General features: G+C 50.1%; 13 protein-coding genes. 9 read left to right on the top strand and 4 right to left on the bottom strand.

Annotated elements, in window-relative coordinates:
- Nucleotides 1-135 precede the first annotated feature (135 nt).
- From IE064_RS17740 to IE064_RS17730, 3 genes are read right to left on the bottom strand one after another with little or no spacing between them, the layout of a single operon-like run.
- A complete protein-coding gene (locus IE064_RS17740) occupies nt 136-1,080 on the bottom strand; it encodes an SPFH domain-containing protein (protein ID WP_133040071.1) in 945 nt (314 codons plus the stop codon).
- Nucleotides 1,077-1,994 (bottom strand): SPFH domain-containing protein, encoded by a 918-nt coding sequence (locus IE064_RS17735; RefSeq protein WP_189619002.1) that lies wholly within the window; start codon nt 1,992-1,994, stop codon nt 1,077-1,079. Before IE064_RS17735 ends, IE064_RS17740 begins: the two co-directional genes overlap by 4 nt.
- A 20-nt stretch (nt 1,995-2,014) precedes the next feature.
- Nucleotides 2,015-2,476 carry an NfeD family protein gene (locus IE064_RS17730; protein ID WP_189619001.1) on the bottom strand — a complete coding sequence of 154 codons (462 nt, stop codon included), beginning with the start codon at nt 2,474-2,476 and terminating at the stop codon, nt 2,015-2,017.
- 443 nt (nt 2,477-2,919) lie between these two features.
- Here IE064_RS17730 and IE064_RS17725 point away from each other — a divergent pair, with 443 nt between their 5' ends.
- The 3 genes from IE064_RS17725 (at nt 2,920) to yihG (IE064_RS17715) (ending at nt 5,676) form a co-directional block, all read left to right on the top strand.
- Nucleotides 2,920-3,666, top strand: a complete 747-nt coding sequence (locus tag IE064_RS17725) for an outer membrane protein OmpK (RefSeq protein ID WP_189619000.1) — start codon at nt 2,920-2,922, stop codon at nt 3,664-3,666.
- Nucleotides 3,667-3,814: 148 nt separating this feature from the next.
- Nucleotides 3,815-4,741 (top strand): 1-acylglycerol-3-phosphate O-acyltransferase, YihG family, encoded by a 927-nt coding sequence (gene yihG, locus IE064_RS17720; protein WP_229800146.1) that lies wholly within the window; start codon nt 3,815-3,817, stop codon nt 4,739-4,741.
- Complete coding sequence (gene yihG / locus IE064_RS17715) at nt 4,741-5,676, top strand: 1-acylglycerol-3-phosphate O-acyltransferase, YihG family (RefSeq protein ID WP_189618999.1); 936 nt, start codon at nt 4,741-4,743, stop codon at nt 5,674-5,676. Before yihG (IE064_RS17720) ends, yihG (IE064_RS17715) begins: the two co-directional genes overlap by 1 nt.
- On the opposite strand, the gene IE064_RS17710 is transcribed toward yihG (IE064_RS17715), so the two are convergent.
- Nucleotides 5,677-6,153 carry a 2-thiouracil desulfurase family protein gene (locus IE064_RS17710; RefSeq protein ID WP_189618998.1) on the bottom strand — a complete coding sequence of 159 codons (477 nt, stop codon included), beginning with the start codon at nt 6,151-6,153 and terminating at the stop codon, nt 5,677-5,679.
- 274 nt (nt 6,154-6,427) lie between these two features.
- Between IE064_RS17710 and IE064_RS17705 the strand changes: the two genes are divergently transcribed.
- The 6 genes from IE064_RS17705 to IE064_RS17680 all read left to right on the top strand — a co-directional run bounded on the left by IE064_RS17705 (nt 6,428) and on the right by IE064_RS17680 (nt 17,752).
- Complete coding sequence (locus IE064_RS17705) at nt 6,428-7,162, top strand: GntR family transcriptional regulator (RefSeq protein ID WP_189618997.1); 735 nt, start codon at nt 6,428-6,430, stop codon at nt 7,160-7,162.
- Nucleotides 7,163-7,180: 18 nt separating this feature from the next.
- Nucleotides 7,181-8,053: a methylisocitrate lyase gene (gene prpB, locus IE064_RS17700; protein WP_189618996.1), complete on the top strand. Its 873-nt coding sequence runs from the start codon at nt 7,181-7,183 to the stop codon at nt 8,051-8,053.
- 120 nt (nt 8,054-8,173) lie between these two features.
- On the top strand, nt 8,174-9,298 hold the full coding sequence (prpC, locus tag IE064_RS17695; RefSeq protein WP_189618995.1) for a bifunctional 2-methylcitrate synthase/citrate synthase: 1,125 nt from the start codon (nt 8,174-8,176) through the stop codon (nt 9,296-9,298).
- A gap of 71 nt (nt 9,299-9,369) precedes the next feature.
- Nucleotides 9,370-11,967: a Fe/S-dependent 2-methylisocitrate dehydratase AcnD gene (gene acnD / locus IE064_RS17690; protein WP_189618994.1), complete on the top strand. Its 2,598-nt coding sequence runs from the start codon at nt 9,370-9,372 to the stop codon at nt 11,965-11,967.
- Nucleotides 11,967-13,175, top strand: coding sequence for a 2-methylaconitate cis-trans isomerase PrpF (prpF, locus tag IE064_RS17685; RefSeq protein WP_189618993.1), 1,209 nt, complete (start codon nt 11,967-11,969; stop codon nt 13,173-13,175). The genes acnD and prpF overlap by 1 nt, the downstream gene beginning before the upstream one ends.
- Nucleotides 13,176-13,324: 149 nt before the next feature.
- A complete protein-coding gene (locus tag IE064_RS17680) occupies nt 13,325-17,752 on the top strand; it encodes an EAL domain-containing protein (RefSeq protein WP_133040082.1) in 4,428 nt (1,475 codons plus the stop codon).
- Nucleotides 17,753-17,875 lie beyond the last annotated feature (123 nt).

The following is a 17,875-nucleotide window of genomic DNA, read 5'->3' as shown; positions in this document are numbered from 1 at the left end:
CGGCGCGGAACTCATCGTGGAGCGGTAGGCGAGAGCCTCCAACAGAGACTCCGAATACATTAGCGCAGACCCACCTCGTCATTGAATTTTATGCTTGCAACAACGAGGCGGACCATACATTTTGTTACTGAAATTTCAGTTGGTGGTCTTATCTTCCTGCAGACCAATCGCGCTCATCCACTGCTGGAAATCCACCAGATTGGCGGGCACAACCACCCGGCTCCCCGCTTTCCCCAGTTTATTGAGCTTGCTCAGATACTGCTCACCCAGTTGCATCCTAAGCGCGTTACGACCGCCGGGCGCACTGATCACCGCCGCCAGTTTCTCAATCGATTCTGCCGTTGCCTGTGCTAGCGCAAGGATCTCCTGCGCCTTACCTTCAGCCTCGTTAATACGCCGCTGCATCTCCCCTTCTGACAGGTTGATCATCTCCTGTTTTACCCCTTCAGAACGGTTAATTTTACTCTGCTTATCACCTTCACTTTTCGCCAACAGCGCCCGCCGCTCGCGCTCCGCATTCACCTGCATTTCCATGGCATTCTTGACGGTTTCCGGCGGAGTAATATTCTTGATTTCGTAGCGGTGTACTCGGATGCCCCAAGATGCCCCGGCCTGATCTAACACCTCCACCACTTTGGCGCTAATCAGATCCCGCTCTTCAAACGTACGATCCAACTCTAGCGTACCAATCACTGAGCGTGTGGTTGTCTGAGCCAGTTGAATCGCCGCATAGCGGTAATCGGTGACGCCGTAACTCGCCTTAACAGGATCGACAACCGACAGATAGATCACCCCATCAACTTCAACATTTACCTCATCGCTGGAAAAACACTCCTGTGGCGGTACATCAATTGTTTCCTCTTTGAGATCATGGATATAAGCCACTTTATCGGCAAAAGGAATCAAGGCATGGAACCCGGCGTCCAAGGTCGAGTGATATTTACCAAGCCGTTCAACAATATAGGCCGACTTGGTTGGCACCAACCGAATAGAACGGAATAGATTCACGATGAAAATCAGGAAAATAACGCCCCAGATCGCTAACACCAGCATATCGGTATCAAATTCTGTCGGGATCATACTTTTGCTCCTTTTACGCTGTCGGCGACCTGCTCCATACCCTCAAAAAATCCTTCTATTTTGGCTAGTTCAGTCGGTACCACCGCAATATCTGCCTGAGCAATCACTTGTCCTATCTGTTCGATAAATTGCTCTTTCAGCTGCATATTCATGGCTTCATTACCACCATCAGCTGCCAGCGCCTGAGCGACCAATGACATCGCCTGCGCCTGTGCATTAGCAACAATGGCAATTTCTTGTGCCGTGCCTTTAGCTTCGTTAATACGCTTTTGCTTCTGGCCTTCAGAGATATTGATCGCCTCCTGCCGTTCCCCTTGCGACAGATTGATCATCGCCGCCTTCTCAGCACTGGCAAGAGTAATTTCGGCACGCTTACGCCGTTCCGCTTCCATCTGCTTTTCTAGGGTGTGGATCACATGTCGCGATGGGCTGATGTTCTTGATTTCATAACGCAACATCTTGATCCCCCAGGGATCTGACGCTTTGTCAATCTCGCGCACAATGGCTTCATTCAGGCGCTCTCGTTCTGAAAAAGTCTCGCTGAGGCTCAGTTTACCGATCTCAGAACGCATGGTGGTTTGTGCCAGATTCACCGCCGCCAAGCGATAATCCTCGATACCATAGCTGGCCAACTTGCCATCCATCACCTTGAGGTACACCAAACCATCAACTTCCAGTTGAATATTATCTTTGGAAATACAGCTTTGCGGCGGCACATCCAGCACCTGCTCGCGGGTATCGTGACGATAGGCGACGCGGTCAAAAAATGGGATCAAAAAGTGAAAACCTGGCTCCAGCACAGTGCGAAATTTACCAAGACGTTCAATAACATGCACTTCACGCATCGGCACAATAAGCAGTAACTTATAAAGTATGAATCCTATAAAAAGGATCAGAATGGTAAAAGCAAACATAGCGTCCTTCCTGTTTGTTATTATTCACCGTCTTGCAACGGCTCCACCACCAAGGCGATATTCTCACGACAGATGATTCTGACGGCGGTGCCAGCAGGGATCACGCTGCCATCCCCCAATGCTGGCCAGTCGGCCCCCTGAAACGTAATACGTCCGGTCTTTTCACCCGGTCCGATAGCCTCCTTCACCTCGGCTCGTTGATTGTAGATATCCAATTCTTCATCGGTATTATCAACATGGGAGTCGCCGCCCAGCATGCGCTGTGTTACCTGCCGGAAACTCAGCAGCAACACGACGGAACTGATAAACCAAAGCGTTAGGCTCTGTACCCAACCATGTACGATACCGGTCCAGAGCGCGCCAGCGACCACCACACAAGCGGCACCAAGAAATACCACTATGCCGCCAGGGATCACCAACTCCGCTAACATCAACGCTGCCCCGGCGAGCAACCAGTACCACACAGCATCCGAAGACATCATATTTCTTCCCCCTCGAAATCAAGTCTCCACCGCATCACTATAGCAACAGTTTTTAACCGATTCGACATAATATGTCAAAAGATGAAATAAAACTGAATGAAAATTTGCTAAAACAATGGTGGAAATCTCAGCAGAAATTGCAACGGGATCACAAATTCAACATCTGTGCCGATGGGATACGGCCAATTCAATGCCATTTCACGGTCAAAATATAGAAATTAATATTTATATTCAACATCTTAAGTGGATTTCAAAGAAAAACAGCGAAAATGTAAAAATCCTTTGAGTCCTGCTCGGTTTTTCCCTATATTGCCTTGGTTTTTTAAACCGGGGGTGAATCAAAGAATTCCACCATAGGACGTGATGATTTTTGCACCAATGGAACGTTATACCGGTCACGATAATTGCATTGCTTATTACTCTACAACTAGGAATAACCCAAAATGAAGAAAACCTGCCTATTGCTGGCACTGTTGCTGTCACCACAAGCGTTCTGTGAAGATTTGGTACAGTGGACCGATACCAGTGTCACCGTACTGTATGGTGACAACTATAAACTGGCGCCCTCAGAAGAACAGACCACTGTGACCATTGAATCTGCCGGTGGCTGGAAATATGGCGACTGGTTCCTGTTTCACGACTTTATTCATCTGAATGATTCCAATGGCGATGCCAACACCAACTATGGTGAAATTTCACCACGCTTCAGTGCCAGTAAAATTCTGGGGCAACCAGTAGGTTATGGTGCCATTACTGACGTATCCCTGGCACTGACCTATGAACACGGTGAAGGGGATGTTGAAAGCTTCCTGTACGGTGTGGGGCTGGATTTCAAAGTGCCTTATTTCTCCTACCTACAGTTAAATACCTACCGTCGTGATGCGAATAATAACAACAGTAGCGGCTGGCAGTTCACACCAGTATGGCGCATGGATATCCCGGTTGGCGATAGTAACATCGTATTCGACGGCTTTATTGACTGGGTATTTGCCTCTGACGGTGACTTAGGTTACAAGGAAAACATCCACATCAACCCACAGATCAAATACGATCTCGGTGCCGTCATCTTCGGCGCTGCGCAAAAGAACCGTTTGCTGGTGGGGATTGAATACGATTATTGGAAGAACAAATACGGCGTAGACGGTATCGATCAAGACACCTACTCAGTGATTGTGAAGTACCACTTCTAATCTGCTGACGACGTAAAATTAAACCCGGATCTGTTGAAGCTCCGGGTTTTTTGTCACCTAGCAGACACTATTTTACTGCAATCATCGCCAAGCTAAGTGGATTCAACCTCCGCAGGATTGAGCGCGGTGTCATCTACAGGTAACATAAGTGGCCGAATTTCAATCCTGTAGCGGAGCCCTGACGTTGTACTTTATTCGTGGTTGTCTCGCTTTTTGCTGTTACGTCATCAATACCCTGCTGTGGTGTATCCCTATATTGCTGGGCAGTTTGGTGAAACTGCTGTTACCAATTACACAAATTAAGCAGCTCAGCAGTCGTTTTCTGGATAGCTGTGCTACCGGTTGGATCAGCACTAACGGCGTCATTGAAAAACTCTTCCATCCACTGAAAATCCATGTGGATGCCATGCCGGAACTATCCGTTAATGAATGGTATATGGTGATTGCCAATCACCAAAGCTGGGTAGACATTTTAGTATTGCAACGATTGCTCAACCGCAAAATCCCGTTTCTGAAATTTTTCCTGAAGCAGCAACTGATCTATGTGCCGGTGCTGGGATTGGCTTGGTGGGCGTTGGATTTTCCGTTTATGCGTCGCTATACCACCGCACAGCTCAAGAAGAACCCCAAGCTGCGGGGTAAAGATATTGAGATCACCCGCAAAGCCTGTGCAAAGTTTAAGCATAATCCGGTGAGTGTCATGAACTTTGTTGAAGGCACTCGTTTCCGCGAGGCTAAGCATCAACACCAGAATTCGCCTTATCGCCATTTGTTACGGCCACGAGCGGGAGGTATGGCATTTGCGTTGTCAGCCATGGGCGAACAGATCCACAAATTGTTGGATGTCACCATCTATTATCCGCAACAAATTCCTACGTTCTGGGATTACATCAGCGGTCATTTGCCTGAAGTGTATGTGCACCTTGAATTACAAGAAATTACCCAAGACATGCGTGGCGACTACATGAATGACCGTGAATTTAAACAACACTTCCAGGAACGGCTCAATCAAATCTGGCATCATAAAGATGAGGTACTTACCCGTCTGCGGGCTCAAACACAAGGGGAAGCCTGATGCTAAATTTTTTGCCGGGTTCCGTGTTGTTTGTATTAAGCACCGTCCTATTAATTGTTAATACCATTCTTTGGAGTTCACTGGTTTGTCTTGGCGGTCTTTTTAAACTCCTTCTGCCCTGGCGTCCATGGCAGATTTCCGTCACTCGTTTAATGAATACATTTATGTGGGGCTGGGCGACCTGGAACGGTGGAATTTTGCATTTGATAGCCAAAGTGGAATGGGATGTAGAAGGCCTAGAACATCTGCGAAAAGACGGTTGGTACTTGTTGATCAGTAACCATCTAAGCGGATTCGATATCGCTGCACAAACCTATATCTTCCGTAATAACATTCCTATGCTGAAGTTCTTCCTGAAAAAAGAGCTGTTATATGTTCCCCTTATGGGACTTGGATGCTGGGCACTGGACATGCCCTTTATGAACCGTACCAGCCCGGAAAAACTCAAGAAAAACCCCAAACTTAAGGGCAAGGATCTGGCCACAACCCGGCGCTCTTGCGAAAAATTTAAATATCTGCCCACCTCCATCATCAATTATGTGGAAGGTAGTCGGTTTACCGAAGCTAAACGCCGACGTCAGAATTCTCCGTATCGGCACCTGCTAAAGCCAAAAGCCGGCGGAATTGCCTTTACTCTATCGGCGATGGGGGAACAGTTTGATGCATTGCTGAACGTCACGGTGGTTTATCCAGATGCGCCAATTGACATTCTTAACGCGGTGATGCACGGAAAGGTTCATAAGATAGTGATCCGGGTTGAAGCATTGCCGGTTCCCCAAGTGGATGCCGAACAATATTTCAGTGAGCCAGAATATCGGGTGGCTTTCCAACGTTGGCTTAATCAAATATGGGAAGCGAAAGACCAGCAGATAGACAACTTACTGACCCAGCACCAGCAAAACACTGCGGCCTGTAACGACCAACTGCTTTCCTGATCACTGCGCGACTAACGACTGCCGTTGCCACCAAGCCACGGCAGCATCTAATTGTAATTCGCTAAATACGGCAATGCCTAGTTGCCGTAAGGCCGCAGCTGTCACGCCATCACCGGCGATAAGTCGCCGGCTAAAGCTACCATCATAAATTTGCCCAACACCACACGAAGGACTTCTCGCTTTTAAAATGGCCATCACCACCCCTTGTTGTTGTGCCAGTTGCTGTGCTCGCCACGCCCCACACTGAAATGCAACAGTTACATCGGCGCCATCGCAAGTAATAATGCGGGTGCCTATCTGCTCTGCCGGGGCTCGCGGAACAGACAAACCACCGGCGACTTCAGGACAGATCATCAGCAAGCGTTGTTCCTGCTGCCAACGCTGCATAAGCGGATGCTGCAGTAGATTATCGTTGCCATCATAACGGACCTTTTCGCCCATTAAGCAGGCACTGACGAGGATTTTAGCTACTTTCATTAACATGCACTTTTAATGTGTCGTGATAGTTGATTTTAACAGGCCATAAAAGTCCGTGCATTTATATCATCTTGGAATATTGTCTACAAAACATATCAGCAACAGCTTAACTTAATGAATATTTTTTACACAATATTTATATATAATATATTGATATATAACAAATAAATATTTATTAGATATTTTTGTTAGACTTACGTCTAACATTGCATATTGTTGACAATTAGTACCTACAATTTTAAGGTCAATGCACATTTGGTCAACAGGACTGCACATGGGACAGGCGCTATCACCCCAGGATTTGTCAGAATTTACACCGCAGGAAAAGAGCATCACGCTGGTGGAACAGGTATTGGTGCAGATCCAGACCAGCATCATCAAAGGTGAACTGCCCGCCGGTAGCAAGATCAACGAGCAAGCACTGGCAGAAAAATATGGCATCAGCCGTGGCCCAACCCGGGAAGCCTTGCAGCTACTAGAGCGGCAGCGCTTGGTAGTGCGGGTGCCCCATATCGGTGCCAGAGTGGCGGCACTTACGGTTGAAGAGCTTAACGACCTCTATGAATTACGCAGCACACTGGAAGTCATGGCCTGTGAGCTGGCCGCCAAACGTATTACTGAAGAGCAACTCAACAACCTGTGGCAGTTATTAGAGCGCCAAGAAGCGGCGTTAAACGATGGTGACAGCTATTTCCAACAGGAAGGTGATGTCGATTTCCACTATCAGATCATCCGTGCCAGCGGTAACCGGCATCTACAGGAAACGCTGATTGGGGGTCTTTACCATCTGTTACGGATGTACCGCTACCAATGCACCAACAACAGTCGCCGTCCGGTCAGAGCCATTGCTGAACACCGCAGAATTGTTGAGGCCATCGCCCAACGCGACGCCGAACTCGCAGGCTTACTGATGCGCCGTCATATCGAGCAAGGGCGACAAAACACCGAACAGAGATTGAAACAACTGCAGGCGCAAACACTGGCAGCCAAGCCACAGAACGTTTGCTGAGGACACAAGGAGCAACAGATGAAAGCAAGTGCCGGATTGCGATTCCGCCAGGCGGTAGCAAATAATCAACCACTACAGATAGTGGGTACCACTAACGCCTATTTCGCTCTGATGGCAGAGCAATGCGGTATTCAGGCGTTGTACCTTTCTGGTGCTGGAGTGGCCAACGCCTCCTATGGTCTGCCAGATTTGGGAATGACCTCAATGAATGACGTGCTGATCGACGCCAGTCGCATTACGTCAGCGACCGATTTGCCACTGCTGGTAGACATTGATACCGGCTGGGGTGGCGCGTTCAATATCGCCCGCACCATTAAAGAGTTTGAGAAAGCCGGTGTGGCAGCGGTGCATATGGAAGATCAGGTGTCGCAGAAACGGTGTGGTCACCGTCCCAATAAAGCGGTGGTCAGTACCGAAGAGATGGTCGATCGCATCAAAGCTGCAGTGGATGCGCGTCAGGATGAAAATTTCGTCATCATGGCGCGGACGGATGCAGTGGCCGTAGAAGGACTTGAAGCCGGTATCGAACGCGCAGCAGCGTATATCGAAGCTGGGGCCGACATGATATTCGCCGAAGCACTGACCGAACTGCAACAATATGTGCGTTTCAAGCAAGTGGTCAAGGCACCGATTCTTGCCAACATGACCGAATTTGGCAAAACCGAACTTTTTAACAAAGAACAACTGGCGGACGTTGGGGTGGCGATGGTGCTTTATCCATTAAGTCCATTCCGCGCCGCTAACAAAGCCGCATTAAAAGTAATGCAGGCACTGGTCGCTGATGGTCACCAGCGCAATGTGGTAGATACCATGCAGACCCGTGAAGAGTTATATCACTATCTGGGATATCACCAGTACGAAGACAAGCTGGATCAGCTATTCAGCAAATAACCGGCGACACAAAACGACCGCCTGCTGCCAAATTGCGGGGGCGAACAGGCAGCAGGCGGTGCCGGACACAGGCACAGATGCCAAGGTATAAAAGTAGTTAACGGATTAGAGGAAACAGCGATGACTGATAAGAAACTGAGTGGTGCCGGACTGCGTGGACAAAGCGCTGGAGAAACGGCACTGAGTACCGTAGGGAAATCCGGTTCAGGCCTGACCTACCGCGGCTACGATGTAAAAGATCTGGCAGAACATGTCAGTTTTGAAGAAGTCGCTTATCTAATCCTCTATGGTGAACTCCCCAACGTGGCGCAGTTGGCAGCCTACCGCAAAAAACTCAAGGGCTTGCGCGGTTTACCACAAGCGTTGAAAGAAGTGCTGGAACGCATTCCTGCCAGCTCCCATCCCATGGATGTGATGCGCACTGGCTGCTCTATGCTCGGTAATCTGGAGCCGGAAAAAGACTTTAGTGAACAGCAAGATGTGGCTGACCGTCTGTTAGGCGCATTCCCGTCCATCATCTGCTACTGGTATCGTTTTAGCCACGATGGCGTGCGGATTGAGACTGAAACCGACGACGAGCAGATTGGCGCGCATTTCCTGCATCTGCTGCATGGCAAAAAACCAGCACCACTGCATGCTAGAGTGATGGACGTGTCGCTGATCCTCTATGCGGAGCATGAATTTAACGCTTCGACCTTCACCGCCCGGGTTTGTGCCTCAACCTTGTCCGACATGTTTTCCTGTATCACCGGTGCTATTGGTTCACTACGTGGTCCGCTGCATGGTGGTGCTAACGAAGCGGCAATGGAACTGATCCAGAACATGCGTGATGAAGAGGACGCCCGCGCAACCTTACTCGGCAAACTGGAGCGCAAAGAGAAGATCATGGGTTTTGGTCACGCCATCTACCGTGAGTCCGATCCCCGTAACGCCATTATCAAGAGCTGGTCTGAAAAGCTGTCGAAAGAAGTCGGCGATGAGCGGCTCTACAAAGTTTCCGTTGCCTGTGAGGAACTGATGTGGCAAGAGAAAAAACTGTTCTGTAACGCTGACTTTTTCCATGCCAGCGCTTATCACTACATGGGCATACCGACCAAGCTGTTCACCCCCATCTTCGTTTGCTCACGCCTGACAGGGTGGGCGGCACACGTGATGGAACAACGCTCCAACAACCGCATAATCCGCCCCAGCGCCGATTATGTGGGGGTCGCACCCCGCGAAGTTCCCCCAATCGAGCAGCGTTAATCAGGCCAATCTTGAGGGTGATTGCGGGCCAAGTGCCCGCACAGCTTAACTGACTTACGGGTGAAAGCACCATGAATACAGCATTCCGGGTACCGCTAAACGGCACTTCTCTATCATACTATGATGCAGCAGCGGCGGTTGACGCCATCAAGCCAGGTGCGTGGGCAACACTGCCATATACGTCGCGGGTACATGCCGAAAACTTGGTGCGCCGCGCCGAACCGACCAAACTTAACGCCTACCTGTCACAGTTGATTGAGCGTAAACGTGAACTGGATTTCCCTTGGTTTCCAGCACGTGTGGTCTGTCATGACATTCTTGGTCAAACAGCATTAGTAGACCTTGCCGGGCTGCGTGACGCCATTGCGGCGAAAGGCGGCGACCCTTCCAAAGTGAATCCAGTCGTTCCCACCCAGCTGATTGTCGATCACTCGTTGGCGGTTGAACATGCCGGATTTGAAGCCGATGCCTTTGAAAAAAATCGCGCCATTGAAGATCGTCGTAACGAAGACCGCTTTCATTTCATCAACTGGTGTAAAACGGCGTTTCGTAACGTCGATGTGATCCCGCCGGGTAACGGCATCATGCACCAGATCAATCTGGAGCGGATGTCGCCAGTGATCCATGCCAAAGATGGCGTCGCTTTTCCTGATACCTTAGTCGGCACCGACAGTCATACCCCCCATGTGGATGCGCTCGGCGTGATTGCCGTAGGGGTTGGCGGTTTGGAAGCCGAGAGTGTCATGCTAGGGCGCGCCTCTTGGATGCGGCTGCCGGATATTGTCGGTGTGGAACTCAGCGGTAAACCGCAACCGGGCATTACCGCCACCGACATTGTACTGGCGCTGACCGAATTTTTGCGCAATGAAAAAGTGGTGTCGGCTTATCTGGAATTTTTCGGTGAAGGCGCTGCCCATCTGACCCTCGGCGATCGCGCCACTATCGCCAATATGACACCAGAATACGGTGCAACCGCCGCGCTGTTCTCGATAGATCAGCAGACACTGGATTATCTACGCCTGACAGGCCGCGACGAGCAGCAAGTACAGTTGGTCGAAACCTATGCCAAACAGGCGGGTCTGTGGGCCGATACCCTGCAAGATGCCCAGTATGAACGAGTGCTCAAGTTTGATCTCTCCAGTGTCGGCCGCAACATTGCCGGGCCATCTAACCCACATAAACGGGTCGCCACCGCCGATTTGGCGGCCAAAGGTATCAGTGGCAAAGTGGAACATCTGGACAATTTAATGCCGGATGGCGCGGTGATCATCGCTGCCATCACCAGTTGCACCAATACCAGCAATCCACGTAACGTCATTGCCGCTGGCTTGTTGGCCAGAAATGCCGTGAAGAAAGGGCTGGTGCGTCAACCTTGGGTGAAAACTTCGCTGGCCCCTGGCTCAAAAGCGGTGGCGCTGTATCTGCAAGAATCCGGGTTATTGCCTTACTTGGAACAACTGGGGTTTGGCATTGTCGCCTTTGCCTGCACCACCTGCAACGGCATGAGCGGCGCGCTGGATCCGAAGATTCAGCAAGAGATCATCGACCGCGACCTATATGCCACGGCGGTACTTTCTGGCAACCGTAACTTTGATGGCCGCATTCATCCCTACGCCAAACAGGCATTTCTGGCCTCGCCACCACTGGTAGTGGCCTATGCCATCGCTGGGACTATCCGTTTTGACATTGAAAAGGATGTGCTCGGCACCGATGCACAAGGGCAGCCCATAACACTCAAAGATATCTGGCCAGACGATACTGAGATTGATGCCATTATCCGTCAATCGGTAAAACCCGAGCAGTTTCGCAAAGTGTATGAGCCGATGTTCGACCTGAAAGTCGAATATGGCGAACATATCAATCCGCTGTACGACTGGCGGCCAATGAGTACCTATATCCGCCGTCCGCCTTACTGGGAAGGCGCGCTTGCTGGTGAGCGCACCTTGAAAGGCATGCGACCACTGGCAGTATTAGGTGACAATATCACCACCGATCATTTGTCACCTTCCAACGCGATTTTACCTAGCAGTGCCGCTGGGGAATACCTATTAAAAATGGGCTTACCAGAAGAAGATTTTAACTCTTATGCCACTCATCGCGGTGATCACCTGACCGCACAACGGGCCACGTTTGCGAACCCGAAACTGTTCAACGAAATGGTCAAAGACAGCAATGGCAAAGTGATTCAAGGCTCCTTGGCACGCATCGAACCCGAAGGCAAACAGGTACGGATGTGGGAAGCGATTGAAACCTATATGCAACGCCAGCAACCTTTGTGCATCATCGCCGGTAAAGACTATGGTCAGGGTTCCAGTCGTGATTGGGCCGCTAAAGGCGTGCGGCTTGCTGGCGTCGAAGCCATTGTGGCAGAAGGCTTTGAGCGCATCCATCGCACCAATCTGGTGGGTATGGGTGTTTTGCCATTGCAATTCCTACCTGGCACCAACCGTGACACGTTAGCTATTGATGGTACTGAAATCTTTGATGTTCTTGGCGAGCGCACACCCGGTACGCAACTGACATTGCGGTTACACAAAACAGACGGCAGTACCGTAGAAGTACCAGTACTGTGCCGCTTGGATACCGCTGAAGAAATGGCCATCTATGAAGCGGGTGGCGTATTGCAGCGTTTTGCTCAGGACTTTTTACAGGAGCAGGGGCAAGCGTAATGGCTAAAGTACAGATTAAAATCCCGGCCACTTACATGCGTGGTGGCACCAGCAAAGGCGTATTTTTCCGGTTGCAGGACTTACCGCCAGCAGCACAGCAACCGGGCGCGGCTCGCGATGCGCTGCTGCTGCGGGTGATTGGTAGCCCAGATCCTTACGGTAAACAGACTGATGGCATGGGCGGTGCAACATCCAGTACCAGTAAAACTGTCATCCTCAGTCGCAGCGACAAAGCTGAACATGATGTGGACTACCTGTTTGGTCAGGTGGCAATCGACAAGCCTTTTATCGACTGGAGTGGCAACTGCGGTAACCTCACTGCAGCTGTCGGTGCCTTTGCTATCAGTAACGGCCTAGTTGACCCAAAACGCATCCCCGATAACGGCATCTGTAGCGTGCGTATCTGGCAGGCCAATATCAGCAAGACCATTATTGCCCATATCCCCATTGCCAACGGCCAAGTGGTCGAGTGCGGCGATTTTGAACTCGATGGTGTGACTTTTCCTGCGGCAGAAGTGCAGATCGAGTTTCTTGACCCCGCCGACGATAGTGATGGTGGCGCAATGTTCCCCACCGGCAATCTTATTGATGAATTGGAGTTACCAGATGATTTGGTTGCTGGCGGCAAACTAAAAGCCACCCTGATCAATGCAGGGATCCCGACCATTTTTGTCAACGCCGCGGATCTTGGTTATAGCGGTACAGAATTACAAGACGCCATCAACGGCGATGCTAACGCGATGGCACGTTTTGAGTTACTGCGGGCTTATGGCGCTATTAGAATGGGGCTGATTGAGACAATCGAACAAGCGCAGGCCCGTCAACATACGCCGAAGATTGCCTTTGTTGCGCCACCCGCCAATTACACCGCCTCCAGTGGTAAACCAGTCAATGCTAGCGAAATCGACCTGCTAGTTCGCGCCTTATCCATGGGCAAATTGCACCACGCCATGATGGGCACGGCCGCCGTTGCTATTGCTACCGCCGCCTGTATTCCAGGCACGCTAGTCAATCTTGCAGCTGGCGGTGGTGAACGTGGACAAGTACGTTTTGGCCATCCCTCCGGCACGCTAAGAGTGGGCGCTGAGGCCCAATGCAATAGCGGCCACTGGCAAGTCAGTAAAGTGATTATGAGTCGCAGTGCCCGGATACTGATGGAAGGTACGGTGCGAGTGCCTGAAGACTATCAATCCTTAACCGAGTTCTAAAGCAAAAGGCCTTGCTTCCTCCCCTTCCGGCAAGGCCTTTTTTATCCCCTGCAAAAGTAGGCAGTTTCCTATGGTTTGTTATAGGATATGTAACTCATAATCTATAACAATGTTACAGGCTACTCTTGCGTAAACTCCTGAGCTTACTCATGCTGCTGTTTAGCCTCGGCGCGTTATCCGCTCCGTTGCCAGCAGTGACTTTGTCACAGCTCAGGTTTGAGCACATCAACAGCCTCAATGGCCTGCACCAAAATAGCATCTATTCTTTATTTGAAGATAAGGGCGGCATGCTGTGGATCGGCACTCAGGACGGTCTACAGAGCTACAATGGTACCGATTTCAACCTATTTCTGCATGATCCGTTTCGTAATGACAGCCTCAGCGACAGCTTTATTACCGATATCGTTCAAAGCAGCGATGGCGCCATTTGGGTCGGTACTTATAGCGGCGGAGTAAATCTCTTCCAACCAGAAACCGGCAATTTCCGCCGTTACGGTGCCGAGCAAGGGTTGAAAAGTCTCCAAGTGGTCGAAATGGCCACCGTAGGAAAGCAGCTATGGGTGGGCACCACACAGGGGCTGTATCGTCTAAGTAATGATAAAAGTCGGTTGTTGCCAGTAGCCGTCGGTCAAAGCGCATTTCCAGTTGTCACCAGTCTGCATACACTGGATGCCAATAGTCTGTTTATATCCACGGCAGATTCAGGGGCGTATATTTTCCGCGCTGGGCAGTGGTTGCCCTTCATGCTACCTCCCGGTAAACAACAGGTGCGTCAAGTAAGCAGCGCCCCAGATCACAGCATCTGGCTGACCAAAGGGGATAGTCTGTGGCACTACCCCAGTTTAACGGCTGCGCCAGAGCTGATATATCAGCTACCACATAGCAATCAGATTATTCACGATATCGCCTTTGTGTCTGCCGATAATATCTGGTTAGGCGGTGACGGTAGTGGGCTGATTAATCTGCAGCGTAAAGAAGGGAAATGGCACGACAGTATTTACCGCTATAGTCCATTCGATGCCAGCGGGCTGAGCGATAACGACATATTCAATCTACTGCTGGATAAGCACGGCAACCTCTGGGTCGGGACCCGCTATTCAGGGCTCAACCGCATCAACATTACCCGGCAGTATTTTGCGCATATCTACAACCAGCAAGACCCTTTCAATCAACAGCATTTTAATAATTTCCGCGCTATTTTTCGCGGCAGCGACGGCAATCTGTATTTGGGGACCAATAATGCAGGGCTGTTTAGACTGGATAATACAGGACATTTTCACTCCTATAACGCCCAGTTTGCCAAGGCGCTGAATATTGCTCCACAAATGCTGCATCTGCGCATCATGGACATCGCTGAAGATAACGAACATCAACTTTGGATGGCCACCAGCAGCGGCCTAGCCAAGCTGACTCTGGATGGACAGCTAACGGTATATGCTGAAACTACCCAACTGGGATTTATCCGGACATTGACCATAGATGCGCAACAACGTCTGTGGTTTGGCGCCGGTCGGCAGTTATATCAGTTTGATCGGAAAGCTGCCAAAGCCACAGCGCTTACAGCGGCCAATAACATCCTTCCCGCTAATGATGAACCACAGCAAGTTATTCTCAATGTCAAAGCTGACCCGGATGGCTTGTGGGTCAGTACCATGATGGGAGCTTATCATTTTAACCCTGACAACGGCGAAAAGCTGGTCATTCCCGGTAAAGACCTGCCTCATCCATTTGTGCGTGATGTACTACGAACGCAGGACGGTAGTATCTGGTTGGCGACCCATGGCGGGTTAAGTCGCTATTATCATGGCAAACTCACTCATATCAGCCAGCAGCACGGGTTGCCTAACAACACCATCTATGCACTTGCTGAGGATCATCGTGGCTATCTCTGGTTTAGCAGCAACTCAGGTATCAGCCGTTTAGACCCAAATAGTTATGACATTGAAAGTTTTAATGAAAACGAAGGACTACAGGCCCTAGAGTTTAACGGTGGTGTGCGCTGGCAGGATAAAGACGGTAGCATCTGGTTTGGTGGCATTAATGGTTTGAATCACTTTTATCCGGCTGACATTCCGCCTCGGCGTGACAACATTCAGATTTCGTTGGCTGCCTGGCAACTCGGTGCCATACATTCGCCTTATTATCGCCTCGATAAGAGCCATCAGATCACCCTCCCTTACAGCGATAAGGTGCTGACCTTTGAGGTTACCTCCAACGATTTCAGTTACCCCGGTCATGACAATTTCAGCTTTTTTCTGGAAGAACAAGACAGCAGTTGGACGCCGCTGCGCAACCAGCATGTTGTCAGCTACACCAATCTGGCACCTGGTCATTATCGTTTATGGGGCCGTTATCAACTGGATGGCAATCGCCTTGAAGAACCGCAATTGCTGGCGGATATTCTTATCCAGCCCCCATATTATCGCACTATATGGGCTTACTTTACCTATGTAGTACTCACAGCATTATTACTGGGATTGATGACCCGCCATTACTTCCAGCAACGTTACCACGATCAACGCATTCAACAAGAGATAAACGCTTCGGAGAAACGATTGCGATTAGCCCTGCTGGGTTCAGGTGGCCGCATGTGGGATTGGCAACTCAAACAAAACCGCCTGTATATCACCAGCCAACAGGATGGTGATGAATACAGTGAAGAGATTGACCGTCAGCAGTTTTATAAGCAAGTACATCCCGATGATTTACCCAGAATCACTGATGCCCTGCAGCGCTATATCATCGGTGAAACCCCTTTTTATGAAGCCGAATACCGCCTGAAAAATAGTGATGGTAACTGGAGTTGGGGGCTTGATCGCGGTAAGGCGGTGGAATGGGATAAACAGGGTAATCCCGTCCGAATGGCAGGAACACTCACCGACATTTCGTTGCGAAAACGCCAAGAAGATCAACTACGTTTGTCATACCAAGTGCTGGAAAGCATGAATGAAGCGGTGGTGACGACTGATCTGGACTATCGGGTGATTGATGTTAACCCCGCCTTTACCCACATCACCGGTTTTACCGAAAAAGACATCAAGGGGCGTCCAGTATTGTTTCTGACGCGCGGTCTTTATCCACGCAGCTTTTATCAACAAGCAGAATCTGCAATGTTACATCACCGTAGTTGGGCAAGAGAGATGCAAATCCATACCCGCCGCGGCAAACTCCTGCCCGTATGGATGGAAGCTAACCAAGTGCTGGACGCTTCTGGTCACACCAGCCATCTGGTGATGGTGTTCAACGACATCACCGAGCGTAAAAAAGCGGAAGAAGACCTGCGGCTGATGGCGAACTATGACCAACTGACCGATCTGCCCAATCGCACTTTATTTCAGGATCGGCTGCAACACGCATTGGCGCAAGCCACTCGCAGCAATACCAAAGTAGCACTGCTGTTCCTCGATCTCGATCGTTTCAAAAATATCAATGACACCCGTGGTCATCAGGTGGGAGATCAGTTACTTGCAGCGGTGGCCGAGCGCTTACGGCGGGTGATCCGCGAAGGCGATACCGTCGCGCGCATCGGCGGTGACGAGTTCACGATTATTCTCGAAGGTGTGCACAAAACCAAAGCTGCCACGGTTATCGCCGAAAAAATTACTGATACGTTGAAACAACCGTTCGCAGTAGGTCAAACGGTGCTGGATATTACTACCTCCATCGGTATCAGCATGTTCCCTGACGATGCCGACAATACTGAAGAGTTGTTAAAGTTTGCCGATACCGCCATGTACCACGCTAAAGCGATGGGGCGGAACAACTTCCAGTTCTACACAGCCTCTATGAATCAAGCCGCTGTCAGACATATGCAACTGGAAAGTGGTCTGAAACAGGCCCTGACAAACAATGAACTGCACTTGGTATATCAACCAAAATATGAAGTAAAAAGCGGCAAGCTCACCGGGATGGAAGCACTGCTGCGCTGGCACAGCGAACATATTGGGCAGGTATCGCCAGCAGAATTTATTCCATTGGCAGAAGAAACGGGCATGATCAACACCATAGGTGTTTGGGTGCTGCAACAGGTGTGTCAGCAACTGGCCTTATGGCGCCGACAAGGATTACAACTGATACCGGTTGCCATTAACCTTTCGGCCAAGCAACTGAATAATTATATTGTAGATGAAGTAACACGGGCGTTGACGACCTGTGAGTTGCCTGCCGAATTGCTGGAACTGGAGTTAACAGAATCCGCCGTGATGCAGCATCCAGCGGAATCTATCGCCATTCTGGCACGCCTGGAAGCATTGGGTCTGACGCTGGCGGTTGACGACTTTGGTACTGGTTACTCCAGCCTGGCATACCTCAAGCGCTTCCCCATCCACACCCTCAAGATTGATAAAGAGTTCGTGCGTGATATTTCAGATGATCCGGAAGATGCGGCTATCACCAGCGCCATTATTGCCTTAGCCCACAGTCTCGACTTGCAGGTTGTCGCAGAAGGGGTGGAAACACAAGAGCAGTTAAATTTCCTCGCCGATCATAATTGTGACCAAGTACAGGGATATCTGCTGGGCAAACCTATGCTGGTGTCAGAGTTCAGCAAGTTGCTTCAACCCGCCGTGCAACCGTAAAAAACCACCTTCTGAAGAAGGTGGCTTTGTGATTACCCCCTAAAAGGGGGCCTTCTATACAAGAGCAAGCTCAGCTTGCTCTTGTTTTTCGACTCTTTCTTGATGGCGGACATACCTGCGAAT

The organism is Shewanella fodinae, from assembly GCF_014651955.1.
GTDB classification, from domain to species: Bacteria; Pseudomonadota; Gammaproteobacteria; order Enterobacterales; family Shewanellaceae; genus Shewanella; species Shewanella fodinae.
The sequence above is the reverse complement of the archived record's forward strand: the minus strand, read 5'-3'. Positions and strand labels throughout refer to the sequence as shown.